This window comes from Streptomyces sp. NPDC007088 (assembly GCF_042869355.1).
Taxonomy (GTDB): domain Bacteria; phylum Actinomycetota; class Actinomycetes; order Streptomycetales; family Streptomycetaceae; genus Streptomyces.
This window is the reverse complement of record NZ_JBIAFO010000002.1, coordinates 444,969-470,072: the sequence shown is the minus strand read 5'-3', so window position 1 is coordinate 470,072 and position 25,104 is coordinate 444,969. Positions and strand designations below refer to the sequence as shown.

Genomic DNA, 25,104 nt, shown 5'->3' with positions numbered 1-25,104 from the left:
GCGGGCAGGTCGCGGACATCGGCCCGCCCTCTCATCACGCGGGACGCAGCCGGCTTCACACCGTCGCAGCCCACTCCTTGAGGGCCGGTACAAGCCCAGGGCCTGCCCCCTCGTTCGGCGCTCCGGAGAAGTCCCGGGATGACCGCCGGCTCCGCGAAGCGCCCCGACTCGGTGTCGAGATGCACGGACAGCTCCTGGCGGACGCGCCCGGCGGTCTCGGGCACCGCGAGGCTGTAGGCGTGCAGGAGGGCGGCGTCGTAACCGGCCGGGGCGATGCCCCGCCCCTCCCAGTCCAGGATCACGAGTGCGGGTCCGGCGAGGTCCGCCCAGTGCAGGTCACCGTGTGCGGTGGACCACTCGGGCGGCGTCGTCGGCACCGGGCCGCTCAGGAAGCCTAGGTACTGCGGCATCGCGCGGTCCGGATAAGCCTGCCGTACGGCCATGCGGTCGGTCCGTACCGCTGCGAGACTGCCGAGAGCCGTACGAAGGTCGTCCCACCAGGACGCGTAGTTCCTCTGGCGGGGAGCCAGTCAGAGACTCGCGGCCAGATAGGTGTTGCGCGAGGTGATCAGCCGCGGCATGTACCAGCCGAGAACGGCGCGGTCGGCCACGCGGCCGAGGAGGCCCAGGGGGGAGGCGAACTCGACGGTGTCGGTCATGACGGTGCCGCCCCCGCCGTCCGGCTCGAAGGTGTGGGCGTGGCGCCATTTCCTGAACGGGCCGGACACCTGCTCGTCCACGAAGTGCCTCGGCGGTTCCCAGGAGGTGATGCGGGCGGTGAGCCGCCAGGTCAGGCCGAAGTGCCGGGCCCGGAAGGTGACGGACTGGCCGAGGGTCAGGGCGCCCCAGGTGGTGCCGCCGACGGCCTGTTCGCCGGAGGAGGCCATCGACCGGGTGTGCGCCTCCACGTCGAGGCACGCGGCGAACACCCGCTCGGGCGGGGCCGACAGGGCCGTGACGATCTCGAAGTGCGGCACGTGTGCTCCCAGGAGTCGACCGGTGCTTCCCATCCTGCCAGGGGCGGCCCGTCCAGTGCGGCCTCGTGCGGGTGGACGGAGGTGACGGACCGGCCTCGTGACCGCGGTCCGTCACCTCCGCCCCCGTCCCCCGTTCCCCCTTCCCCTTACGCCTTCAGCGCTATGGCCAGCGCGTCCGGGAGCGGTTCGGTGTGGAGCAGGCCGAGTCGCTGCGTCGCGCGGGTCAGCGCGACGTACAGGTCGCTGTCGGCGTAGCGCTGCGGTTCGACCACCAGGACCTCGTCGAACTCCAGGCCCTTGGCCTGGCGCGGGTCGAGCAGGACGACGGGGCTCGTGAGGTCGGGCGAGGTGCCGGCGGACACCTCGGGCAGCCGGGTGACCAGGGTGTGGTGCAGTGCGCGCGGGGCGAGGACCGCGAGCCGTCCCTCGCGGGGCAGGGCCTCGGCGACCGCCTCGGCCACGGCGTCCGCGAGGGTCTCCGTGGTGCGGGCACGGGCCCAGGGCCGTACGCCGGTGGAGCGCACCGAGCGCGGGGGCTCGAAGGCGGGGTTCCGGGAGCGCGGCAAGGCGGCGGCCAGGTCCATGATCTCCGCGGGGGTGCGGTAGTTGACGTCCAGCCGGTGGAAGGCGTAGCGGTCGCCGACGTAGGGGGCGAGGATCGCGTCCCAGGTGCCGAGGCCGGCCGGGTCGGCGGTCTGCGCGGGGTCGCCGACCAGGGTCATCGAGCGATTGGGGCTGCGGCGCATGAGGAGCCGCCAGGTCATCGCGGAGAGTTCCTGCGCCTCGTCGACGATGATGTGCCCGAAGGCCCAGGTGCGGTCCTCGGCGGCGCGTTCCGCGGCGCTGCGGTGGTCGTCCTCCTCGTGCCGTTCGGCGAGGCGTTCGGCGTCGATGAGGTCCTGGACGCCGAGGACCTCGGACTCCTCGTCCTCGAACTCGTAGGTCCTGGAGGCGTGCGCGACGTCCAGGACGCCTTGCGCGAAGGCGACGTCCTCGCGGCGGCGCCGTTCGGTCTCGGCGCGGCGCAGGCTGTCGTCCTCGCCGAGGAGTTCGGCGGCCTCGTCCAGGAGCGGTACGTCGGCGGGGGTCCAGGGCGCGGGCGTGAAGGTGGAGCCGGACCAAGTGCCGGGGGCGCGGCGGATCGCGTCGGCGTCCGCGTCGGGCAGGTGGGTGGGCTCGGCGAGGTAGTCGGTCAGGAAGCGTTCGGGGCTCAGCCGGGGCCACAGCGTCTCGATGGCCTCCTGGACGGCGGGGCTCGCGGCGATCTCCTTGCCGAGTTCCGCGATGTCGGTGGGGTCGAGGAGGTTGGGCCCGCCGTAGGGGTCGGCGCCGATGCGGTCGGCGAGCTGGGCGGTGAGCGCGTCGATGACCCGGAAGGCGAAGTGCGGGCGGGCCAGGTTGTGCGGCAGCAGGGCGGCGCGGGCCCCGTCCCTGGCCTCGGCCGCGGTGGCCCGGTCCAGGGTGAGGATGCCGTAGTCCTCGTGCGCGATCTCCAGGACGGGGTCGGGCAGCGCCTCGCGGTCGGCGAGGGCCCGTTCGAGCGCCCCGGCCATCGCGGCGGCGCCCTTGACGGCGGCGGCGCGCGGGGTGTCGGTACCGGTCGCGCGGACGCCCGGGTACAGCTCGCCGGGGGTCGCGAGCCAGACGCCGGTCTCGCCGAGGGAGGGCAGGACCTCCCCGATGTAGTTGAGGAAGGCGCCGTTGGGGCCGACGATCAGGACGGCGCTGCGGGAGAGCCGCTCGCGGTGCGTGTAGAGCAGGTAGGCGGCGCGGTGCAGGGCCACGGCGGTCTTGCCGGTGCCGGGGCCGCCCTCGACGACCAGTACGCCCTGGTGCGGGGCGCGGATGATCTCGTCCTGCTCGGCCTGGATGGTGCGCACGATGTCGCTCATGCGGCCGGTGCGGGCGGCGTTGAGCGCGCCGAGCAGCACGGCGTCCCCGCTGGGGTTCTCAAACTCCCCGGGCACCGCGCCGTCGAGGTCGAGCGTCTCGTCGTGCAGGGCGGTGACGGTACGGCCCTTCGTGGTGAGGTGCCGGCGCCTGCGCACGCCCATCGGGGTGTGCCCGGTGGCGAGGTAGAAGGGGCGGGCGACCGGGGCGCGCCAGTCGATGAGCAGCGGGGTGCGTTCCCGGTCCTCGGCGCGCAGGCCGATCCGCCCGATGTGGTGGCTCTCACCGCCGCGCAGGTCGACGCGGCCGAAACAGAGCCCGTCCTCGACCCCGCCGAGTTCGGCGGCCGTCCTGCGGTACTCGAAGGCGGCGACGTCGCGTTCCAGCTTGGCCTGGTGCCCCTGCCCGACCTGTCCGAGCGCGGCCTGGGCGGAGCCTTCGGCGCGGGCGCGCAGGGCGTCGAGACAGGCGTGCAGAAGATCGACGTACTCCTGTTCGGCCCGCAGTTCCGCGGCCCCGCCGCCGTTCTCGGTCGCCTCGTGTGCCTCGGTTGACAATGCAGCTCCTCGCCGGATAAAGTGTAAAGAGAAGGTCGCTGTGTGAGGAATTATCCGACACACAGAACTGACCAATATACGCAGCCACATGCCCCGGCCTCAAGCGGCCAGGGCATTTTTTGTGCGCTCTTCCCCTTCACCTCCGACGGCCGGTCACCTCGGACGGCCGGCGCGGGCCCGTCGCTCGGCCTCGCTCTCCGCCTCAGTCCCTCAGCTCCTCGGCCCCTCGGCTCCTCGGCCCAGGAAGCGGTCCAGTTCCTCGCGCAGCCTGCGGCCCGAGCGGGCGCCGACGACCGAGCCGGCCGGCTCCCCGTCGCGGAAGACCATGAGGGTCGGCATGGACAGGACGCCGTACTCCAGGGTCGTCTCCGGGCTGGAGTCCACGTCGAGCCGGACCACCTTGAGCCACTCCCGCTCCGCCTCGGCGAGCGCGGAGAGCACCGGCGCCATCTGCCGGCACGGCGGGCACCAGTCGGCGGTGAACTCGACCAGGACCGGGCGGGGGGACAGCAGTACCTCCGCCCCGAAGTCCTCGTCGCTCACCTCGGGCACCTCGTTCAGCCGGGTCGCCGTCATGTGGGGATCACCTCTCCTGTCAGTTCGCATCGCGGGCCGGGGGTTCCCGGTCCGGCCACGTCCTCGGCGAGCGTGCGTACCGCCCGCTCGGCGCGCTCCAGCTGACCGCCGACCGCCGCCCGTACGGCGACCAGCCGCTCGATCAGCTCGTCGAGTTCGCCGAGCTTGCGCCGGTAGACCCCGAGCGAGGCCGGACACGAGTCCCCCTCGGGGTGTCCGGCGCGCAGGCACTCCACGAAGGGCCGGGTCTCCTCCAGCCCGAAGCCGAAGTCCTGGAGGGTCCGGATCTGCCGCACGAGCCGCAGGTCCTCCTCCCCGTAGGTCCGGTAACCGTTGCCGTCCCGGCGCGCGGGCAGCAGTCCGCGCGCCTCGTAGTAGCGCAGGGTCCGGGTCGTCGTCCCGGCCCGCGCGGCCAGTACACCGATACGCATCTCACCGCTTGGCATGACAGGAACGTAGTCCTTGACGCCGGGGTCAAGGCCAGCGCGGCGCCCCGGCTCGGGGCGGAGGGGGCGGTGGGCAAGGACGGCGCTCAGGCCCGCGGCAGGCGGCGGTTGGCCAGGACCGGGATCGCCTCGCGCACCGCTTCCGTCTCGCCCGGGTCGACCTCGGCGAACAGCAGCTCGGGGGCGGCTTTCGCCGCGGCCCGCACCGTGCCGTCGGGGCCCGCGAGGAGGCTGTACCCGATGCCGGTGGGCGCCGCGCCGGAGGTGGCGGTCCCCCCGGGCGCGCCGTGCGCCGGGTCGGCCTGCCCGGTGGCGGCCACCCACAGCGTGGCGTCCAGGGCCCGTGCCCGCACCAGCAGCTCCCACTGCTCGCGCTTGCCGGGGCCGGCCCCCCAGGAGGCGGGCAGGACGGTCAGCGCGGCACCCGCGTCGGCGTGCGCGCGGAAGAGTTCGGGGAAGCGCACGTCGTAGCAGGTCGCGAGACCGGTACGGACACCGTCGACCTCGATCGTGACGACCTCGGAACCGGGCGCGACCGTACGCGACTCCTGGAAGCCGAAGGCGTCGTACAGGTGGATCTTGTCGTAGGCCGCCTCGACGCCCGGCCCCGTGGCCAGCAGCGTGTTGGTGACCCGGCCGTCCGGCGCCGGGGTGAACATGCCCACGACGAGGACGATCCCGTACCGGGCCGCGAGTGCGCGGACCCGCTCGGCCCAGGGGCCGTCCAGCGGCTGGGCGAGGGGGCCGAGCGGGACGCCGAAGCAGGCCATCGACGCCTCGGGGAAGACGGCCAGCCGGGCGCCCCCGTCGGCGGCGCGGCGCGTGTACTCCTCGATCAGGTCCAGGTTCCGCGCCGGGTCGGGTCCCGTGGTGAGCTGTGCGAGCGCGATCCTCATCGGTGCGCTGCCTCCTCGTCGTCGCAGTCGTCGTAGTCGTCGCAGTCGCCCTCGGCCGGCCCGCCGATCCGGCGGCCCGCCGATCCGGCGGCCCACCGGCCCGTCGGCCCGACGCGGGGCCGGCCGCCGGCTCGCGGGCCCGGACCATCCTCTCGTGGGTCCCGGTCCTCGTCACCCTCTCGCCTGTCCCGGGCCACGGCCCGGCACGCCCGCGCGGGGGAACGGGGGGCGCCGGAAGACGAGCGGCACCGGACAGACGCGGTCTGTCCGGTGCCGCTCGCTTCCCTGGGGACGGGGGTCGTGTGCCGCCCGGCTCAGACCTTCCGCGTGTCCACGGCCGGTACGGGCGTCCGCTCGTGCTGCCCGGGTACCCCGGAATCGGCCTCGGGCTCCCCCGCCGGGCCGTGGTCGTCGACGAGGGTCGTCTCGTCGAAGGGCCTGCGGCCGGCCAGGACCTCGTCGACCTGGGTCTTGTCGATCTCCTTGGTCCAGGTGCCGATGAGGACGGCGGCCACCGCGTTGCCGGCGAAGTTGGTCATGGCGCGGGCCTCGCTCATGAAGCGGTCGATGCCGACGATCAGGCCGACGCCGTCGACCAGTTCGGGCCGGTGCGACTGGAGGCCGCCCGCGAGGGTCGCGAGGCCGGCGCCGGTGACGCCCGCCGCGCCCTTCGAGGCGATGATCATGAAGACGAGCAGCGAGATCTGCTGGCCCACCGAGAGCGGCTGGTCCATCGCCTCGGCCACGAAGATCGAGGCCATCGTGAGGTAGATCGCCGTGCCGTCGAGGTTGAAGGAGTAGCCGGTCGGCACGGTGATGCCCACGACCGGACGGCTCACCCCGAGGTGCTCCATCTTCGCGATGAGCCGGGGCAGCGCCGACTCGGAGGAGGAGGTGGAGAGGATGAGCAGGAACTCACGGCCCAGGTACTTCAGCAGCAGCAGGATGTTGACGCCCGCGAAGAAGCGCAGCATCGCGCCGAGGACGACGAGGACGAACAGCAGACAGGTCGCGTAGAAGCCGATCATGATGACGGCGAGCGATTTGAGCGCGTCCACGCCGGTCTCGCCGACCACGGCGGCCATCGCGCCGAACGCGCCGACGGGGGCCGCCCACATGATCATCGCGAGGACCCGGAAGACGAGCCGCTGGAGGTGCCCCACCCCGCGCAGGACCGGTTCGCCGGAGCGGCCGAGGGCCTGGAGGCCGAAGCCGACGAGCAGCGCGATCAGCAGGGTCTGGAGCACCTCACCGCTCGTGAAGGCGGAGACCATGGTGGCCGGGATGATGCCGAGCGCGAAGTCGGTGAGCGATTCGGAGTCGCCCGCCGTCTGCGCCTCACCGGCGTGCCGCACCGCCTCGGTCAGGTGCAGGCCCTGGCCCGGCTCCAGGAAGTTGCCGACCAGGAGGCCGATCGCGAGCGCGACGGTGGACATCACCAGGAAGTAGACGAGGGCGAGCCCGCCGACCGCGCCGACCTTCGCGGCCTTGCGCACCGAACCGATGCCCAGCACGATCGTGCAGAAGATGATCGGCGAGATCATCATCTTGATGAGGTTCACGAACCCCGTGCCCAGCGGCTTCAGCTCGACGGCCACGCCGGGGGCGGCGAAGCCGAGGACGATCCCGAGGACGACGGCCCCGATCACGGCCAGGTACAGGTAGTGGGTCCGGTCCCGCCGGGCAGCGGGCGCCCGCGGTCCCTCGGGTGCCTCGGTTGCTGACACGGGGTGCCTCCTTGAAGACGTCATCGGCTCTTCGGCTCTGCGGCTCACCGGGCCACCCCGCTCACGCCCCCGGCCGGTGGGACCCGGCGGATTCGGCGGAAGGGCTGAGGCGGTCCGGTCCGCCCGGATACGCTGGTGGTGATCGCGGCTTGGCATCCACGCGTCCCGGGCTGCCGCGATGATTCCGCAGCCTGTGAGCCGCGTCACCCTTGTGTTCATTGAGTTCACGACGGGGCGGCGCCCGGCGCGCGCCCGGGGGCACACTGTGCGGATGCGTCTGTTCCGTCCCCGCAGCCTGGCCGGCCAGCTCTTCGCCATGCAGGTCGTCCTGGTGGCGCTCGTCGTGGCGGGCTGCGCGCTGTTCACCTACCTGAGCGACCGGTCCCAGGCGCGCCGCTCCGCGCAGCAGCAGGTGACCGCCGCGGCGCGGGCCGTCGCGGACTCCCCCTCGGTGCGCGAGGCGATCCGCACCCCCGCGCCGACGGTGCGGCTCCAGCCGTACGCGGAGAGGGTCCGGGTGGACGCGGACCTCACCTTCGTCACGATCATGTCGCCGGCCGGTATCCGCTGGTCCCACCCGACACCCGCCCTGATCGGCGAACGCTTCCTCGGGCACACCGGCCCCGCGCTGCGCGGGCGGACCTTCTCGGAGACGTACAAGGGGACGCTCGGCACCTCGGTGCGGGTCGTGACGCCGGTCAGGGACGGCGGGCGGATCGTGGGTCTGGTGAGCGCCGGGATCGACGTGGGGACGATCAGCGAGCGGGTGCGCGAGCAGATGGCGGCGCTGTTCGCGGTGGCCGCCGCCGCCCTGGTCCTCGGCGGTACGGGGACGTACGTCGTGAACGCGCGGCTGCGCCGTCACACGCACGGCATGAACGCGACCGAGCTGAGCCGGGTGCACGACTACCACGAGGCGACGCTGCACGCGGTGCGCGAGGGGCTGCTCATGCTGGACGGGGGCCGGGCGGTCGCGCTGATCAACGACGGGGCGCGGGAGTTGCTGGGGCTGGGGCCCGGCCGGCACGTGGGGCGCCCGGTCGCCTCCCTGGGCCTGCCGCGCGGGCTGACCGGCGCCTTGCTGGCCTCGGAGCCGCGCGTGGACGAGGTGCACCTCACGCGGGAGCGGGTGCTCGTCGTCAACACCTCGCCGGTGCGCGGCGGGGAGCGCTCGGGGACCGTGGTCACCCTGCGGGACCACACGGAACTGCGGTCGTTGATGGGCGAGCTGGACGCCGAGCGGGGGTTCACCCGGGCGTTGCGCTCACAGGCGCACGAGGCGGCGAACCGGCTGCACACGGTGGTGTCGCTCATCGAGCTGGGCCGCGCCGAGGAGGCGGTGGAGTTCGCGACGGCCGAACTGGAGCTCGCGCAGACGCTGACCGACCGGGTGGTGGGCGCGGTCGACGAACCGATGCTCGCCGCGCTGCTGCTCGGCAAGACGGCGTACGCGCACGAGCACGGCGTCGAACTCGTCGTGAGCGAGGACAGCCGCATCGACGACGGGTTGTTGCCGCGCTCGCTGCCGGGCCGTGATCTCGTGACGGTGCTCGGCAACCTCGTCGACAACGCGGTGGACGCGGCGCAGGGGGCGCCGGGCGCGCGGGTCACCGTCACGGCTCGGGCGGACGGCGGCGGGCAGTTGCTGCTGCGGGTCGCCGACAACGGCCCCGGCCTGTCCCCCGCACACGCGCAGGACGTGTTCCGGCAGGGCTGGAGCACCAAGTCGGCGGAGCCCGGCGCGCACGGGCTGGGCCTCGCCCTCGTACAGCAGGCGGTACGGCGCGCGGGCGGCAGCGTGACGGCGCGCACCGGCGAGGGGGGCGGCGCGGAGTTCACCGTACGGCTGCCGCTGGACACCGCCCCGGCCGGGGCGGGCGGCCCGGCGGACGAAGGGGTGACGACGGGATGACCAACGGCCGCACGGAGAACGGGGAGGCGACCGCGGGGCCGGGCCCCGTCCGGGTGCTCGTCGTGGAGGACGAGGCGGTCGCGGCGGACGCGCACCGGCTGTACGTCGAGCGGGTGCCCGGCTTCCGGGTCGCGGGCGTCGCGCACTCGGCCGCCGCGGCGCACCGCGAACTGGAACGCGTCGAGGTGGACCTGCTGCTGCTCGACCTGTACCTGCCGGACGGGCACGGTCTCGGACTCGTGCGGGCGCTGCGCTCGGCCGGTCACCGCGCCGACGTGATCGCGGTGACCTCGGCGCGGGATCTGGGCGTCGTGCGGGAGGGGGTCTCGCTCGGGGTGGTGCAGTATGTGCTCAAGCCCTTCACCTTCGCGACGCTGCGGGACCGGCTCGTGCGGTACGCGCAGTTCCGTGCGACGGCGGGCGAGGCGGCCGGTCAGGAGGACGTGGACCGGGCGCTCGCGGCGCTGCGCGCGCCGCGACCGGCGCAGTTGCCGAAGGGGCTGAGCGCGCCGACCCTCGACCGGGTGACGGGCGCGTTGCGGGCGGCGCCCGGGGGGCTGACGGCGGCGGCGCTCGCCGGGGCGGCGGGGCTCTCGCGCATCACCGCCCGGCGCTATCTGGAGCATCTGGTCGAGCAGGGGCTCGTGACGAAGGAGCCGCGGTACGGGCAGGTGGGCCGCCCCGAACTGCACTACCGCTGGTCGGCGCGGGGCTGAGGGGCGGCCGGCGGGTGCCGGGCCGGTCGCCCCTCCTGGTCGCGCCGTTGGTTAGCCGTTGGTCAGAAGACCGACTCGGCCTCGTCCATGCGCTCCTTGGGGACGCGCTTGAGTTCGGTGACGGCCTCGGCGAGCGGGACCATGACGACGTCGGTGCCGCGCAGGGCGGTCATGTTGCCGAAGTCGCCGCGGTGCACGGCTTCGACGGCGTACCAGCCGAAGCGGGTCGCGAGCACCCTGTCGTACGCGGTGGGGGTGCCGCCGCGCTGGACGTGGCCGAGGATGACGGGCCGGGCCTCCTTGCCGAGGCGGGACTCCAGCTCGTAGGCGAGGGCGGTGCCGATGCCGAGGAAGCGCTCGTGCCCGAACTGGTCGATCTCGCCCGTGCCGTAGTCCATCGTGCCGGCCGCCGGGTGGGCGCCCTCGGCGACGCAGATGACGGCGAACTTCTTGCCGCGCGCGAAGCGCTCCTCGACCATCTTGGCGAGGTCGGCCGGGTCGAAGGGCCGCTCGGGCAGGCAGATGCCGTGCGCGCCGCCCGCCATCCCGGACTCCAGGGCGATCCAGCCCGCGTGCCGGCCCATGACCTCCACGACCATGACGCGCTGGTGGGACTCGGCGGTGGTCTTGAGGCGGTCGATGGCCTCGGTGGCCACGCCCACGGCGGTGTCGAAGCCGAAGGTGCGGTCGGTGGAGGAGATGTCGTTGTCGATCGTCTTCGGCACGCCGACCACCGGCATCCCGCTGTCGGACAGCATCCGGGCCGCGGTGAGCGTGCCCTCGCCGCCGATCGGGATGAGGGCGTCGATGCCGAGTTCGCGGGAGAGTTCCCGCGCGTTCGCGCAGGCTTCCGCGAGCCGGCCGCGCTCCAGGCGGGCCGAACCGAGGATGGTGCCGCCGCGGGCCAGGATGCCGCTGACGGCGTCCAGGTCGAGCGGGCGGTACCGCCGGTCGAGCAGGCCCTTGTAGCCGTCCTCGAAGCCGATGACCTCGTCGCCGTGATGCGTGACGGCACGGTGCACGACCGACCGGATCACTGCGTTGAGGCCGGGGCAGTCGCCGCCTGCGGTGAGAATTCCGATGCGCATCGTGCTGGTCTCCTGCTCGCTACTAGTTCCGCGCGTGAGCTGTGGCCGATTCTGTCACGGTCTTTGGGCGGCTCCGGCGGCCCCTGCCGCGGCGGCCCGCGTGGGCGGTCGTCCGGGTTGATCCTCCCGGGAGCGGTCACCCGTCCCACGAGGGGTGTGCCTCGCACGGACGCGCCCCTACCCCACGGACGGGCGCACTATCCATCCTCATGGGTAGTGTCAAGAGGAAATGCTCAGCAGATCGGGTGTTTCTGTCCTATGGGTGACGAAGAGCGTCTGAGAGACGAAGAGCGTCGAAACGGAGAAAATCAGGTGGCGCGCAGTGTCTACGTGACCGGTATCGACCGGGGCGACGGGCGTCAGGTCGTCGAGCTGGGGATGATGGAACTCCTCACCCGCCGGGTCGACCGGATCGCCGTGTTCCGCCCGCTCGTGCACGACGGCCCCGACCGGATGTACGAGCTGCTGCGCGAGCGCTACCACCTGTCGCAGCCCGCGGAGTCGGTCTTCGGCATGCACTACGAGCAGGCCGCGAGCCTCCAGGCCGAGCAGGGCTCCGACGAACTCGTCTCCGCCCTCGTGGACCGCTATCACCGGCTCGCCGCCTCCTACGAGGCGGTGCTGGTCATCGGGACGGACTTCGCGCACACCCAGCTGCCCGACGAGCTCGGGCTGAACGCGCGGCTGGCCAACGAGTTCGGGGCCGCCGTGCTGCCGGTGGTCGGCGGTCGCGAGCAGTCGGCGGACTCGGTGGGGGACGAGGCGGCCAACGCGTACCGGGCCTACGCCACGCGCGGCTGCGACGTGCTCGCGATGGTCGTGAACCGGGTGGCGCCCGCCGACCGGGACCTGATCGAGGAGCGGCTCGCGGCCCGGCTGCCGGTGCCCTGCTACGTCCTGCCGGACGATCCGGCGCTGTCCGCGCCGACCGTCGCGCAGATCACCCACACCCTGGGGGGAACGGTCCTGCTCGGGGACGAGGCGGGCCTCTCGCGCGACGCGCTGGACTTCGTGTTCGGCGGCGCGACCCTGCCGAACTTCCTGAAGGCGCTGACCCCGGGCACTCTCGTCGTCACGCCCGGGGACCGGGCCGATCTGGTGGTGGGGGCGCTGGCCGCGCACGCGGCGGGCACCCCGCCGCTGGCCGGGGTGCTGCTGACGCTGGGCGAGCGTCCCGACGCGGGGGTGCTGGCGCTCGCCCGGCGGCTGGCGCCGGGCACCCCGGTGGTCTCGGTCCCGGGCAACAGCTTCCCGACCGCCGCCGAGCTGTTCACCCTGGAGGGCAGGCTCGGGGCGGCCACCCCGCGCAAGGCGGAGACGGCGCTCGGCCTGTTCGAGCGCTGGGCCGACGGTCCCGGGCTGCTCAGCCGCGTGCAGGTCTCGGGCAGCGAGCGGGTCACGCCGATGATGTTCGCCCACAAGCTGCTGGAGCAGGCGCGGGCGCTGCCGCGCCGGGTCGTACTGCCGGAGGGGACCGAGGAGCGGGTACTGCGCGCGGCGGACGTCCTGCTGCGGCGCTCGGTGTGCGAGCTGACCCTGCTGGGCCCGGTCGGGACGATCCGCAAGAAGGCCGCCGACCTCGGCGTGGACCTCTCGGGCGCCCAGCTGGTCGACCCCCAGGACTCGGAGCTGCGTCAGGGATTCGCCGAGGAGTACGCGCGACTGCGGGCCCACAAGGGGGTGACGGTGGAGCTGGCGTACGACGTGGTCGCGGACGTCAACTACTTCGGCACGCTCATGGTGCGCGCGGGCCTCGCCGACGGCATGGTCTCGGGCGCGGTGCACTCGACGGCGGCGACGATCCGCCCGGCCTTCGAGATCATCAAGACCCGTCCGGACGCGCGGCTGGTCTCCTCGGCCTTCTTCATGTGCCTGGCCGACAAGGTCCTGGTGTACGCGGACTGCGCGGTCAACCCGGACCCGGACGCCGAGCAGCTCGCGGACATCGCGGCGCAGTCGGCGACGACGGCGGCGGCCTTCGGGGTGGAGCCGAGGATCGCGATGCTCTCGTACTCGACGGGGACCTCGGGCAGCGGCGCCGACGTGGACAAGGTCCGCGCCGCGACCGCGCTGGTGCGCCGGGAGCGTCCGGAGCTGCTGATCGAGGGGCCCATCCAGTACGACGCGGCCGTCGAGCCCTCCGTGGCGGCGACCAAGCTGCCCGGTTCGCAGGTCGCGGGGCGGGCGAGCGTGCTGATCTTCCCCGACCTGAACACCGGCAACAACACGTACAAGGCGGTGCAGCGCTCGGCCGGGGCGGTCGCGGTCGGCCCGGTCCTCCAGGGGCTGCGCAAGCCCGTCAACGACCTGTCGCGCGGGGCGCTCGTGCAGGACATCGTGAACACCGTCGCGATCACCGCGATCCAGGCGCAGGCCGGGGAGGCGGAGTGAGTACCGTGCCCGCCCCGGCCCGGCCGGCGGCCTCCCGGCGCCCCGGGTCCCCGCCCCCGGCCGCCCCGTACGCCCGTCCCTCTCTCCGCGTAGAAAGTGCTCGTACCCGTGGCTGAAGCCCGCACCCGTGTGCTCGTCCTGAACTCCGGCTCCTCGTCGGTGAAGTACCAGTTGCTCGACATGCGCGACCGCACCAGGCTCGCGGCCGGTCTGGTCGAGCGGATCGGCGAGCGCACCTCGCGCGTCGAGTACACCCGGCTCACCGAGGACGGGGCGCGGACCCGGGAGCGCGAGGGGCGGATCGCCGGCCACGAGGAGGCGTTGCGGGCGGTGGCCGCCGAACTCGACGCGGACGGGCTCGGCCTCGACTCCCCCGAGCTGGCCGCCGTCGGCCACCGCATCGTGCACGGGGGTCGGCTGTTCGACGCGCCGACCCTGGTGGACGCGGCGGTCGAGAAGGAGATCGAGCGGCTCGCCCCGGTCGCCCCGCTGCACAACCCGGCCGGGCTCGCGGGCATCCGCACGGCGCGGGCGCTGCGCCCCGACCTGCCGCAGGTCGCCGTGTTCGACACCGCCTTCCACGCGCACATGCCGGAGGCGGCGGCGCGCTACGCGCTGGAGGCCGAGACGGCCGACGCGCACCACATCCGCCGCTACGGCGCGCACGGCACCTCGCACGCCTTCGTCTCGCGGGCCACGGCGCGGCTGCTGGGGCGTCCCTACGACGAGGTGAACACGATCGTGCTGCACCTGGGCAACGGGGCCTCGGCCGCCGCCGTACGGGGCGGGCGCAGCGTGGAGACCTCGATGGGGCTGACCCCCCTGGAGGGGCTGGTGATGGGCACCCGGTCGGGGGACATCGACCCCGCCGTGGTCTTCCACCTGATGCGGAACGCGGACATGTCGGCCCAGGATGTGGATGTGCTGCTCAACCGGAGGAGCGGGCTGCTCGGCCTGTGCGGGGACAACGACATGCGGGAGGTCACCCGCAGGTCCGACGAGGGCGACCCGGCCGCCCGGCTGGCCCTCGAGGTGTACGTGCACCGGCTGAAGAAGTACATCGGCGCCTACACGGCGGTGCTGGGCCGGGTGGACGCGGTGACCTTCACGGCCGGGGTCGGCGAGAACGCGGCGGCGGTGCGGCTGGCTGCCGTGGAGGGCCTGGAGGGCCTTGGTCTCGTGGTGGACCCGCGGCTGAACGCCGTACGCGACAGGACGCCCCGGCTGATCTCGCCGGCCGGGTCGCGGGTCGCGGTGGCCGTGGTACCGACCGACGAGGAACTGGAGATCGCGACGCAGACCTACGGGCTGGTGAACGGTCAGGACACGGTGCGGGAGGGCACCACCTGAGCACCACCGCGCCCATTTGTATGTTCCGACAGTCCGTTAATCCCGCCCCGAAACAAACCGATAGGATCAGCCTCATGCGCCGTTCCAAAATCGTCTGCACACTCGGCCCCGCCGTCGACTCGTACGAGCAACTCAAAGCTCTGATCGAGGCCGGTATGAACGTGGCCCGTTTCAACATGAGCCACGGTTCCCACGAGGAGCACGAGCAGCGGTACCGCCGGGTCCGCCAGGCCGCCGAGGACACCGGCCGCGCGGTCGGGGTGCTCTTCGACCTCCAGGGGCCGAAGATCCGCCTGGAGACCTTCGCCGAGGGCCCCGTCGAGCTGGTGCGCGGTGACGAGTTCACCATCACCGCCGAGGACGTGGCCGGTGACCGCAGCATCTGCGGCACGACCTACAAGGGCCTGCCGGGTGACGTCGTCAAGGGCGACCCGATCCTCATCAACGACGGCAACGTCGAGCTGAAGGTCACCTCGGTCGAGGGCCCGAAGGTGCACACGATCGTCATCGAGGGCGGCGTGGTCTCCGACCACAAGGGCATCAACCTGCCCGGTGCCGCCGTCAACGTGCCGGCCCTGTCCGAGAAGGACATCGAGGACCTGCGCTTCGCGCTGCGGGTCGGTGCCGACATGATCGCGCTGTCCTTCGTGCGCGACGCCAACGACGTCAAGGACGTCCACCGCGTCATGGACGAGGAGGGCCGCCGCCTCCCGGTCATCGCCAAGGTCGAGAAGCCGCAGGCCGTCGCGAACATGGAGGACGTGGTCCTCGCCTTCGACAGCGTGATGGTGGCCCGTGGCGACCTCGCCGTCGAGTACCCGCTGGAGAAGGTCCCGATGGTGCAGAAGCGCCTCGTGGAGCTGTGCCGGCGCAACGCCAAGCCGGTGATCGTGGCGACCCAGATGATGGAGTCGATGATCACCAACTCGCGTCCGACGCGCGCCGAGGCGAGCGACGTCGCGAACGCGATCCTGGACGGCGCGGACGCGGTCATGCTCTCCGCCGAGTCGAGCGTGGGCGCCTACCCGATCGAGACCGTCAAGACGATGTCGAAGATCGTCGTGGCGGCCGAGGAGGAGCTGCTCTCCAAGGGCCTCCAGCCGCTCGTGCCCGGCAAGAAGCCCCGTACGCAGGGCGGTGCGGTGGCCCGCGCGGCCGCCGAGATCGCCGACTTCCTGGACGCGAAGGCGCTCATCGCCTTCACCGAGTCCGGGGACACCGCCCGCCGGCTCTCCCGCTACCGCACGGCGCAGCCGGTCGTGGCCTTCACGACGAGCGAGGCGTCCCGCAACCAGCTCGCGCTGAGCTGGGGCGTCGAGGCGCACTTCGCCCCGCACGTGGACAACACCGACGACATGGTCGAGCTGGTGGACGCCGAGGTCGTCAAGATGGGCAAGCTGAAGGACGGCGACACCGTGGTGATCACGGCCGGTTCGCCTCCCGGCGTCCCGGGCACGACCAACATGGTGCGCGTGCACCACCTGGGCGGCGGCCGCCGGGACTGACCCCGGGGCACGGCGCACACGAGGAACGGCGAGAGGGGCACCCCGGGCGGGGTGCCCCTCTCGCCGTTCCTCCGTCCTACGGCCGTACGCGTTCGGTCACCCGGCGTCCGTGTCGTAGTAGTTGCGCAGTCCGGGGATGCTGAGGGTTCCGCCGAACTGCGCGGCCTGCACGACCGTCACCTTGGTGAAGAACAGCTCGGGCAGGGTCAGCGGCGGCGGGCTGTCGGGGGTGAAGTCCACCGGGATCAGGCCCAGCAGGTTCCCCTTGAGCCGCTCCGTGTACATCGTGATCTTTCCGTCGCGGATCGTCGACGTGGAGCCGGGAGCGCCCTTGACGTGGCCGGTCTTCCCGTCGGGACCCACGGTCAGCTGGTGCAGGTCCTTGATGTCGAGTCCGGTCGCGGTGAACTTCAGGACGTTCTTGACCGTGCCGCTGGAGGTGCGGACCTTGACGATCCCGTCGTAGCCGAGCCCGTGCAGGCTGAGCTTGGTGGTCTCCAGGCGCCAGGGCTCGTCGGCGACCCTCGGGTAGGACTCGTCCACGTCGGCGTCGGCGAGGGCCTTCGCGTCATGGGTGGGGCAGGGGTAGGGCTCGGTGCCGTCGGGCTCGGGGTCCCCGGCCTCCGGGTCGTCCTCCCCGGCCTTCTCCGCCCGCGGTCCGGCCGCGTTCTTCTCGGCGGCGGAGCGGGCGCCCTCGGCGATGTCCTTCTCGGCGGCCCCGGCCCCGCGGGCGGCGTCGGTGATGTCGTCCTTGAGGGTACGGGGGGCGGTGGTCGCGGAGCCCTTCGCCGTACCGCTCTCGTCGCCCTTGCCGGACTTGGCGGTCTGATCGCCCTTCTCGCCCTCGGCGGCCTTCTCGCCCTTGGCGGCCTGGTCGGCCTTGTCGTCCTCGGCGGTCGGGCCGGCGCTCTCGTCGGTCCCGGCCTTGTCCTGGGCGGCCTTGTCCGCCGCCTCCTTCTCCTCCTGTTCCTTCTTCTCCTTGGGGGTCAGGAGGTCCTTGAGCGCCTTGCCCACGCCCAGCGGGTCGAGCGGGTTCGTCGTCTCGGAGGCCGAGGGCGAGGGGGTCGAGGACGGCTGGGGGGCGGACTTCGTCTCCGGCCCGGCGCTCCGCCCGGAGTCCTGCGCGCCGGTGGGGGCGGAGGCCGCGGAGTCCTCCGGGGCCTTCTCGTCCTCGGGGCTCTTCGGGTCCTTCGTGTCCTTCGGGTCAGCACCGTCCGTGGCCCCGTCGGAGCCGTCGGCGGGCGCGTCCGGGGTGGCCGAGGGCTTCGGCGTACCGCCCGCGTCCGGGCTCGGCGAGGCGGAGGGGGAGGCGGACGCGGAGGCCGAGGGGCTCGGGGTCGCCGAGGGCTCCTCGGTGGCGGGCTCGTCGGAGCGGGTGACGCAGGGGCCGGGGGCGAAGGGCAGCTCCGCCTTGTCGTCGGCGAGGGCGAGCCGGGGCGTGAGGCCGATCCCCACGAACACGGCCGTCGGCATCGCGGCCAGGGCCATCGCCTTGCCGGCGGGTATCTGCAGTTTGGTCAGCAGGGACTTCCTGGGCGCCGCGTGGCGCGGGCCGGTTCTGCCGGGCCGGTCCGGCCCGGAGGCCACCGGTTCCTCATTCCGCACGGTGCCTCCCGCCGTCACCCGACACCTGCGCGAACGGGCGGCCGTCGTCACCGGCGGGCGCGGGCCCGGCGGGGCCGCCACGCTCCGGTCCGGGGAGGGGGTCGCCGCCCGTGGGCGCGGGGCCGCCGGGCGTGCCGGGCGGCGGGCCGGGGGTGCCGCCGGGAGCGGGCGCCGCCAGGCCGGCGGGGGTGACCTCGTCGGACGGGGGCTTCGCGGGCGCCCAGGACAGCGACAGCGCGCCGCCCACCATGGCCAGCAGGAAGCCGAAGAACAGCCCGCCGAGGTTGGAGACGGGGATGGAGATGAGGGCCAGCAGAATCGCCGCGACCCCGGCGAACACCCGGACGATGTGGTGGTACCACATCGTCAGTCCGAGGGTGATCAGCAGGATGCCGATGATCAGCGATCCCGCACCCGCGGTGGTGGCCATCCTGAGGGTGAGCTGCCCGAGCTTGAGGTCGTTGTAGGGCAGGTAGGCGATGGGTATCCCGCCCAGCAGCGTGAGCAGCCCCGCCCAGAACGGGCGAGTGCCGCGCCAGGCGCGGAACCTGAGACGCCAGTGGTGGATTCGGTGGCTCAGCCCTGGGGACTCGGCGCTCATGAAAAACAGCTCCCTGGAACCGGCTGTGCGTGGAAGAAGGAGGGGAGGCGGACGGCCGCCCGGCCGCCTCCCCGGGAGATGAGGCCCGGGAAGGCCGCCGCGGGCTCCTGGCCCGCCGAGGGCGAGGGGCCGCTCAACGGCCCGTCGGCCCGGGGCGGAAGCCCGGGAGCGTCCGCCGGGGGCGGGTGCTCAGTAGCACTCCTTGACGCCCTTGTGCAGCTTCATGCTGAGCCCGCTCAGCTTGAAGGTCCCGGCGGTGGTGGCCCACGCGGTCTGCTTCACGTTCTTCAGCGTGGCCTCGTCGGCCTGCTGCGCGAAACCGTTGGGGTTGACCTGATCCCGGACCTCCGGGCCCTTCTTGGCGGCGCCGGTCGCCACGCCGATGTCGATGTTCCTGAACTCGGCGTCGGCGCTCAGGTCGGCGACGTCGATGTACAGGTTGTCGGCGTGCACCGGAGTGCCCTTGCCACCCGCCTTGAGCTGCAGGGTGATGGTGCCGACCAGCGGGACGTCGGGCGTGACGACCGACTGACACATGTCGGTGATGTCGGCCGACTTGAACGACGAGATGGCCACCGCGTGACCGGACTTGTCGTAGCCCGCGTCGACGCCGCCGTACTGGGCGAAGCCCTTGCCGTTCAGTTCCTTGGCGGACACCTTGAACGACTGGCCCGACACGCTGAACGAAGCGGCGAGCGCGCCCTGTGACAGCGCCACACCGATCGCGGCGGTGGCCGCGATGCTCGGAACCATGACGACGGCGAAACGGCGCCATCTGGTCCCGCCACGAGCGAGAGACTCCATGACTTTCCTCCTTCTCGGACGTACATCTCCGGCCCTGGCCACTGCCGTTCGGCAAGGCGGCCGGGCAGGGATGGGAGAAGCGCTACGTCCTCGGGAAGAAGCACCGGGGACTCGCGGCGCTGCGCGCGCCCGGATCTCCGGCGATCACCCCCGAGCGACAACCACTGGCTGCGGCTTCACGCAACCCGATGGACAGGCCCCGCCGACCGACGGAGACCCCCCTGTCCAGAGACCGGCGCCCGCAGGCTCCGGCCCGCCCGGTGGGGACCCAGAAGCCCCCCGTGGCACCCGGCTGGTTGCCGGGCGGGGGGAATGGACCGAGCGTGGCCGATCGTGGTGCATTCGGAGCGCCCGCACAAGGGGTTCGTTACTGACTAGTAACGCGGAGATGACCGCGACGGGTCCCCTCTCCGCCACCTCCCCACGGACGGTGGCTCCACACAGGGGGGCATAACGGGATATCCGCCCACACATCGCGACGCTTTGTCCGTAGTGACTTACTGCAAGTAACAGCGGCCGCCGATTACCAAGATTTGGTAAAGGGCGGCCGCTGCGTCACCGTGTCGTCAAATCTCCCCGGAACCCGACAGGCCCCGGGCATATGCACCTACCGGGGGCGGCCCGTCAGAAGAGCACCCGGGCCAGGGCGGTACGGGCGGCGGCGACGCGCGGGTCCTCGGCGCCGACGACCTCGAACAGCTCCAGCAGCCGCAGGCGTGCGGCGTCGCGGTCCTCGCCCGCCGTGCGCCGTACGGTCTCCACGATCCGGCCGAAGGCGTCCTCCACGTGACCGCCGGCCAGGTCGAGGTCGGCGGCGGCGAGCTGCGCGGAGACGTCGCCGGGCCGCTCCGCCGCGTCCTTGCGGACCTGCTGCGGGTCCAACTCGGAAACACGTCGCAGCAGTTCGGCCTGGGCGAGACCGAGCTTGGCCTCCGTGTTGGCCGGGTCGTCGGAGAGCACGTTGCGGTACGCCTGCACCGCGCCGGCGAAGTCCCCGGCGTCCAGCGCCTGGACGGCGGCCTCCAGCAGCGCGTCGTAGGGGCCCGCGGGCACCGGCGGGGCCTGACCGGCCTCGTCGGGCTGGGCGGCGTCCGGGTCGACGGCGATGCCGGTGAGCCCGAAGCGCTCCTCGCCGACCTGGATGAGCTGGTCGAGGGTCTGGCGGATCTGCGTCTCCGGGGCGGCGCCCTGGAAGAGCGGCAGCGCCTGGCCGGCGACCACCGCGAAGACGGCCGGGATGCCCTGGATGCCGAACTGCTGCATCAGCATCTGGTTGGCGTCGACATCGACCTTGGCAAGCAGGAAGCGGCCGTTGTACTCCAGCGCGAGCCGCTCCAGGAGCGGGCCGAGCTGCTTGCAGGGCTCGCACCACTCGGCCCAGAAGTCGATGACGACGGGCACCTCGGTGGAGCGCTGGAGGACGTCGCGCTCAAAACCGGCCTCGTCGACGTCGATGACCAGCGAGGACGGGGAGGCCGCTCCCCCGCCGCCGTTGCGCGCGGCTTCCGCCCGCGCCTGTTCCGCCTTCGCCTTGGCCTCTTGGGCCGCCTTCACCGCGGCGAGGTCGACGACTCCGCTCATGGACATGTTCCGTGGCTGCATGAGGCCATCCTCCCCTGTCCTGCGTCGCTGCGGAAAAGTCAGGTGCATATTGCACCCATTGCTGGGGCGACACGCCGTCGGCCGAGGCCGGGCGGCGTGCGGCGGGTACCGCCGTGGTAGTGCGTGGATGCCCGGGGTCCCCACCTCGGGCGCGCGTGGTTGTCGCTCCTTACGCTACGACTCGTAGCGTAACTCCTGAGCGCCCCCTCCGCCCGGTGATCTCGCTCACGCCCCGAAGTCGTACCGGCCGGTATGGTCACGGCATGCAGCGTCGCATCCCCTCTCCGCCGTCCCCTCCCGCCCGGGGCGGGCGGCCTCGAAGCGCCGCCGCCGACGAGGCGATCCTCGCGGCGACCCGCGAGGTGCTGGTCGAGGCGGGCTGGTCGGGGCTGCGGCTGGGCGAGGTGGCCAGCCGCGCCGGGGTGGCGAAGACGACGCTCTACCGGCGCTGGCCGGGCAAGAGCGAGCTGGTCGTGGACGCGGTGGCGGTCCTCTTCGACGAACTGGAGTTGCCCGACTCCGGCTCCCTGGCCTCGGACGTGAGCGCGGTGGTGCTGCAGTTCGCCGCGCTGCTTGAGCGCCCCGAGACGCGGACCTCGCTGATGGCGGTGGTCGCCGAGTCCACCCGGGACGAGGCCCTGCGCCGCCGTATCGGCTCGGCGATCGTGGACCGCCAGAAGCGGCTCGTGGTGGAGGGCAGGGCGCGGGCCCAGGGACGCGGCGAGATCCCGCCCGACGCGGACCCGGTCGCCGCCACCCGCAACACGGATCTGGTCTTCGACGTCATCGCGGGCACCGTCGTGCACCGGGCGCTGGTGAGCGCGCAACCGGTGGACGCGGACTGGGCCGAGCGCCTGGCCCTCCTGCTGGTGACGGGGATCGGCGGGACGGCGTAGGCCCGGGGAACGGCGTGGACCACGGGCGGTGTAGACCACGGGGCAGCGTCGTAGAGGGATGTCGTGGTGGGGCGTCCGGGGGTGGCGCGTTAGCGCGGGGGCAGGCCGTGGCGGGGGCGTCCAGAGGTGGCGCGGTGGCGCGGGAAGAGGCCGTGACGGGGTGCCCGGCGGCGTCGCAGGAGGATGCCCGCGGCCGCCTCGTGGGGGTCGTACCGCGCGCCACGGAGCGGCGCACCGGGGCGCGGACCCGTGGCCGGGGCTTCACAGAGGGACACAGAGGGACAACGCGGCGCCCCCTGGGCGCCGCACCGCGCACCACCACCGCTCCGCTCCGCACCGCACGGCACAGCACGGCGTACCGGAGCGCGGGTGCCGTGACGGCGGCGTCACGGAGGGATGGCGTGGCGGGGCGGCGGAGAGGGCGCGCTCCCGTCAGTCCCGCCCCGTCCTCGGCTCTCGCGGGCCCCGTCCGTCTCGTCGGCGCGCGCCGCCCCGGCCCGGCACCTGGCCGGGACGGTTCACGGAACCAGGCGCACCAGGCGCACCCCCGCGGACCGGGCGCCCCGTCCCTTTCGACGGCGCGGGCGATTTCGACGGCGTGCGCGATCCCCTCCCGGCGGCCGGGACCGTTCACGGCGCCAGGCGCGCCCCGTGGGCCGGGGGGCACTAGGGGACAGGGGCCGGCCCTCGGCTCAGAACCCCGCCGGCTCCGTGTAGGACCCCCACTCCTCGCGCAGGACCCCGCAGATCTCCCCGAGCGTCGCCTCGGCGCGGGCCGCGTCGAGCATCGGGGAGATCATGTTGGAGCCGTCCCGGGCGGCGGCCAGCATCGCGTCGAGGGCGGCGCGCACGGCGCTCTCGTCGCGCGCGGAGCGGCGCTCGGCCAGGGCGGCGACCTGATCGCGCTCGACCTCGTGGCTGACCCGCAGGATCTCCAGGTCGCCGGTGACGGAGCCCTCGGCGACGTTGACGCCGACGACGCGCTTGTCCCCCTTCTCGACGGACCGCTGGTAGCGGAAGGCGGACTCGGCGATCTCCCCGGTGAACCAGCCGTCCTCGATGCCGCGCAGGATGCCGGAGGTCATCGGGCCGACGGGGTGGCGCCCCTCGGGGTGGGCGAGGGCCCCCTTCTCCTTGATCCGGTCGAAGATCTTCTCGGCCTCGGCCTCGATCCGGTCGGTGAGCTGCTCGATGTACCAGGAGCCGCCGAGCGGGTCCGCGACGTTGCCGACTCCGGTCTCCTCCATGAGGACCTGCTGGGTGCGCAGGGCGATCTCCGCGGCCCGCTCGCTGGGCAGCGCGAGTGTCTCGTCGAGCGCGTTGGTGTGCAGCGAGTTGGTGCCGCCGAGCACCGCCGCGAGCGCCTCGACGGCCGTGCGCACGACGTTGTTGTACGGCTGCTGAGCGGTCAGCGAGACCCCGGCCGTCTGGGTGTGGAACCGCAGCCACTGCGCCTTGTCGGTGCGCGCCCCGTACACGTCGCGCAGCCAGCGGGCCCAGATGCGGCGCGCGGCGCGGAACTTGGCGATCTCCTCGAAGAAGTCCACGTGGGCGTCGAAGAAGAAGGACAGCCCCGGGGCGAAGACGTCGACGTCGAGGCCGCGCGAGAGGCCGAGTTCGACGTAGCCGAAGCCGTCGGCGAGGGTGTAGGCGAGTTCCTGCGCGGCCGTGGCCCCGGCCTCGCGGATGTGGTAGCCGGAGACCGACAGCGGCTTGTAGGCGGGGATCTTCTCGGCGCAGTGCTCCATGAGGTCGCCGATGAGGCGCAGATGGGGCTCGGGCCCGAACAGCCACTCCTTCTGCGCGATGTACTCCTTGAAGATGTCGGTCTGGAGCGTGCCGTTGAGCACGGCCGGGTCGACGCCCTGCCGCTCGGCGGCGACGAGGTACATGCAGAAGACCGGGACGGCGGGGCCCGAGATGGTCATGGAGGTGGTGACCTCGCCGAGCGGGATGCCCTGGAACAGGACCTCCATGTCGGCGGCCGAGTCGATCGCGACACCGCAGTGCCCGACCTCGCCGAGGGCGCGCGGGTCGTCGGAGTCGCGGCCCATGAGGGTCGGCATGTCGAAGGCGACCGAGAGCCCGCCGCCACCGGCCGCGAGGATCATCTTGTAACGCTCGTTCGTCTGGAGCGCGTTGCCGAAGCCCGCGAACTGGCGGATGGTCCAGGCCCGGCCCCGGTAGCCCGTCGCGTGCAGGCCCCGGGTGAAGGGGAACTCGCCGGGCCAGCCGATCCGGTCGAAACCCTCGTAGACGTCGCCGGGACGGGGCCCGTAGACGGGCTCGACCGGATCGCCGGAGAGCGTGCTGAAGTCGGCCTCGCGCTTGCGGGCCGCGTCGTACCGGGTCTGCCAGCGACGGCGGCCCTCTTCGATCGCGTGAGCGTCCATACTCCGAATTTACTAGGACGTCCAAGTAAATGTCGATGGGCACACCGCCGTACGCTCGTACGGCGGTGACGGCGCGGGCGCGGCCCGCCCCGTCCGGCGGAAGCCCCGCCGGGGAGAGGCGCTCAGCCCGTACCCGCGGACCGGGCCCCGCCCAGGGGGCTCAGCCCTTCTTGACGGTGCCGCCGCGACCGGCGGGCGCCGGCCTGGCCGGGGGCACGGTGCCGTTTCGCCGGTCGATCTTCGCCTCCAGCTCGGGCGTGATCCTGCGCTCGACGAAGAAGGCGGCGGTGGGGATGGTCCCGGCGATCAGCACCCACAGCTGCTTGCCGACCGGCCACTTCGCCTTGGAGCCGAGGTCGAAGGCGGCGACGAGGTACACGACGTAGAGCCAGCCGTGCGCGATCGCGACGACCCGGGTGAAACCGGTGGCCCCGTCGATGTCCAGGAGGTACTTGGCGATGACACCGATCGTCAGCAGAACCAGCAGCACACCGGTGACGTACGCCATCACCCGGTAGCGGGTCAGCACGCTCTTTTTCATGGAGCCGAGCCTAACCGGGCGGATCGGGCGATCTACGCGGGGGTGGCGCCACTTCGGGCCCGTGCGGGGGCGGTCCGGCGCCTCTGTCACCAGGGCCGGGAGCGGGCTCCCGGAACGGGGCTCACTCCTCGAAGTCGCCCGCCGCGACCCGCAGCGGGCGGAGTGTGGCGAAGATCTCGGCGCACTCCTCCGCGTCGTAGACCCCGAGCCCGAAGTCCATCGCCATGAGGTCCCGCGAGGCCGCCTCGACGACCTCGCGCCCCTTGTCGGTGATGGACGCGAGGGTGCCGCGGCCGTCGTTGGGGTTGGGCCGCCTGGCGACGAGCCCGGAGCGCGCGAGCCGGTCCACGGTGTTGGTCACCGAGGTGGGGTGCACCATGAGCCGCTCACCGATCTTGGACATCGGCAGTTCGCCCGCCTTGGAGAAGGTCAGCAGTACGAGCGCCTCGTAGCGGGCGAAGGTCAGTCCGTACGGCTTGACGACGGCGTCGACCTCGGCGAGCAGGATCTGCTGGGCCCGCATGATCGAGGTGATCGCGGCCATCGAGGGCACGTGGCCCCAACGCTGTCGCCACGACTCGTCGGCGCGGGCGATGGGGTCGAAGGCAAGGCTGAGCGGCTTCGGCACGCC

20 protein-coding genes are annotated in these 25,104 nt (G+C 72.9%); 6 read left to right on the top strand and 14 right to left on the bottom strand.

Annotation, left to right across the window (positions count from 1 at the left end; translation table 11 throughout):
- Window positions 1–530 precede the first annotated feature (530 nt).
- The 6 genes from ACFYMP_RS05185 to ACFYMP_RS05160 form a co-directional block, all read right to left on the bottom strand.
- Window positions 531–977 carry an SRPBCC family protein gene (locus ACFYMP_RS05185; protein ID WP_388850688.1) on the bottom strand — a complete coding sequence of 149 codons (447 nt, stop codon included), beginning with the start codon at window positions 975–977 and terminating at the stop codon, window positions 531–533.
- A gap of 146 nt (window positions 978–1,123) precedes the next feature.
- Complete coding sequence (locus ACFYMP_RS05180; RefSeq protein ID WP_388851028.1) at window positions 1,124–3,373, bottom strand: HelD family protein; 2,250 nt, start codon at window positions 3,371–3,373, stop codon at window positions 1,124–1,126.
- A gap of 261 nt (window positions 3,374–3,634) precedes the next feature.
- Window positions 3,635–4,000: a thioredoxin family protein gene (locus ACFYMP_RS05175; RefSeq protein WP_388850685.1), complete on the bottom strand. Its 366-nt coding sequence runs from the start codon at window positions 3,998–4,000 to the stop codon at window positions 3,635–3,637.
- Entirely contained in the window at window positions 3,997–4,431 is a 435-nt protein-coding gene (locus ACFYMP_RS05170) for a MerR family transcriptional regulator (protein WP_388851025.1), read from the bottom strand. The genes ACFYMP_RS05175 and ACFYMP_RS05170 overlap by 4 nt, the downstream gene beginning before the upstream one ends.
- A gap of 101 nt (window positions 4,432–4,532) precedes the next feature.
- Window positions 4,533–5,342, bottom strand: a complete 810-nt coding sequence (locus ACFYMP_RS05165; RefSeq protein ID WP_388850683.1) for a carbon-nitrogen hydrolase family protein — start codon at window positions 5,340–5,342, stop codon at window positions 4,533–4,535.
- Between the two features lie 314 nt (window positions 5,343–5,656).
- A complete protein-coding gene (locus ACFYMP_RS05160; protein WP_388850680.1) occupies window positions 5,657–7,069 on the bottom strand; it encodes a cation:dicarboxylate symporter family transporter in 1,413 nt (470 codons plus the stop codon).
- A 271-nt stretch (window positions 7,070–7,340) separates the two neighbouring features.
- Here ACFYMP_RS05160 and ACFYMP_RS05155 point away from each other — a divergent pair, with 271 nt between their 5' ends.
- Both ACFYMP_RS05155 and ACFYMP_RS05150 read left to right on the top strand, forming a co-directional pair.
- Complete coding sequence (locus ACFYMP_RS05155; protein WP_388850677.1) at window positions 7,341–8,981, top strand: ATP-binding protein; 1,641 nt, start codon at window positions 7,341–7,343, stop codon at window positions 8,979–8,981.
- Window positions 8,978–9,697 (top strand): response regulator, encoded by a 720-nt coding sequence (locus ACFYMP_RS05150; protein WP_388850674.1) that lies wholly within the window; start codon window positions 8,978–8,980, stop codon window positions 9,695–9,697. The genes ACFYMP_RS05155 and ACFYMP_RS05150 overlap by 4 nt, the downstream gene beginning before the upstream one ends.
- A 62-nt stretch (window positions 9,698–9,759) precedes the next feature.
- On the opposite strand, the gene ACFYMP_RS05145 is transcribed toward ACFYMP_RS05150, so the two are convergent.
- Window positions 9,760–10,785 (bottom strand): ATP-dependent 6-phosphofructokinase, encoded by a 1,026-nt coding sequence (locus tag ACFYMP_RS05145; RefSeq protein WP_388850672.1) that lies wholly within the window; start codon window positions 10,783–10,785, stop codon window positions 9,760–9,762.
- A 312-nt stretch (window positions 10,786–11,097) separates the two neighbouring features.
- Between ACFYMP_RS05145 and pta the strand changes: the two genes are divergently transcribed.
- From pta to pyk, 3 genes are all read left to right on the top strand, one after another.
- Window positions 11,098–13,176, top strand: a complete 2,079-nt coding sequence (gene pta, locus ACFYMP_RS05140; RefSeq protein ID WP_388850670.1) for a phosphate acetyltransferase — start codon at window positions 11,098–11,100, stop codon at window positions 13,174–13,176.
- Between the two features lie 108 nt (window positions 13,177–13,284).
- A complete protein-coding gene (locus tag ACFYMP_RS05135) occupies window positions 13,285–14,526 on the top strand; it encodes an acetate kinase (RefSeq protein ID WP_388850667.1) in 1,242 nt (413 codons plus the stop codon).
- Window positions 14,527–14,600: 74 nt separating this feature from the next.
- Entirely contained in the window at window positions 14,601–16,031 is a 1,431-nt protein-coding gene (gene pyk / locus ACFYMP_RS05130) for a pyruvate kinase (RefSeq protein WP_388850664.1), read from the top strand.
- 96 nt (window positions 16,032–16,127) lie between these two features.
- Here pyk and ACFYMP_RS05125 read toward each other — a convergent pair whose 3' ends face one another.
- From ACFYMP_RS05125 to ACFYMP_RS05110, 4 genes are all read right to left on the bottom strand, one after another.
- The gene (locus tag ACFYMP_RS05125) at window positions 16,128–17,636 is read right to left on the bottom strand and encodes a hypothetical protein (protein WP_388850661.1); all 1,509 of its coding nucleotides are present in this window, start codon (window positions 17,634–17,636) and stop codon (window positions 16,128–16,130) included.
- Window positions 17,626–18,237 (bottom strand): DUF6114 domain-containing protein, encoded by a 612-nt coding sequence (locus ACFYMP_RS05120; protein WP_388850658.1) that lies wholly within the window; start codon window positions 18,235–18,237, stop codon window positions 17,626–17,628. Before ACFYMP_RS05120 ends, ACFYMP_RS05125 begins: the two co-directional genes overlap by 11 nt.
- Before the next feature lie 189 nt (window positions 18,238–18,426).
- Window positions 18,427–19,041, bottom strand: a complete 615-nt coding sequence (locus ACFYMP_RS05115) for a DUF6230 family protein (protein WP_388850655.1) — start codon at window positions 19,039–19,041, stop codon at window positions 18,427–18,429.
- Between the two features lie 624 nt (window positions 19,042–19,665).
- Window positions 19,666–20,643: a tetratricopeptide repeat protein gene (locus ACFYMP_RS05110; RefSeq protein WP_388850652.1), complete on the bottom strand. Its 978-nt coding sequence runs from the start codon at window positions 20,641–20,643 to the stop codon at window positions 19,666–19,668.
- A gap of 263 nt (window positions 20,644–20,906) precedes the next feature.
- Here ACFYMP_RS05110 and ACFYMP_RS05105 point away from each other — a divergent pair, with 263 nt between their 5' ends.
- Window positions 20,907–21,539: a TetR/AcrR family transcriptional regulator gene (locus tag ACFYMP_RS05105; protein ID WP_388850648.1), complete on the top strand. Its 633-nt coding sequence runs from the start codon at window positions 20,907–20,909 to the stop codon at window positions 21,537–21,539.
- Window positions 21,540–22,231: 692 nt separating this feature from the next.
- Here ACFYMP_RS05105 and ACFYMP_RS05100 read toward each other — a convergent pair.
- The 3 genes from ACFYMP_RS05100 to ACFYMP_RS05090 all read right to left on the bottom strand — a co-directional run bounded on the left by ACFYMP_RS05100 (window position 22,232) and on the right by ACFYMP_RS05090 (window position 25,101).
- Entirely contained in the window at window positions 22,232–23,932 is a 1,701-nt protein-coding gene (locus ACFYMP_RS05100; RefSeq protein ID WP_388850646.1) for a methylmalonyl-CoA mutase, read from the bottom strand.
- Between the two features lie 160 nt (window positions 23,933–24,092).
- Entirely contained in the window at window positions 24,093–24,473 is a 381-nt protein-coding gene (locus ACFYMP_RS05095) for a DUF3817 domain-containing protein (RefSeq protein WP_388850643.1), read from the bottom strand.
- Window positions 24,474–24,594: 121 nt separating this feature from the next.
- Window positions 24,595–25,101, bottom strand: coding sequence for a MarR family winged helix-turn-helix transcriptional regulator (locus ACFYMP_RS05090; RefSeq protein WP_388850640.1), 507 nt, complete (start codon window positions 25,099–25,101; stop codon window positions 24,595–24,597).
- Between the last annotated feature and the right edge of the window lie 3 nt (window positions 25,102–25,104).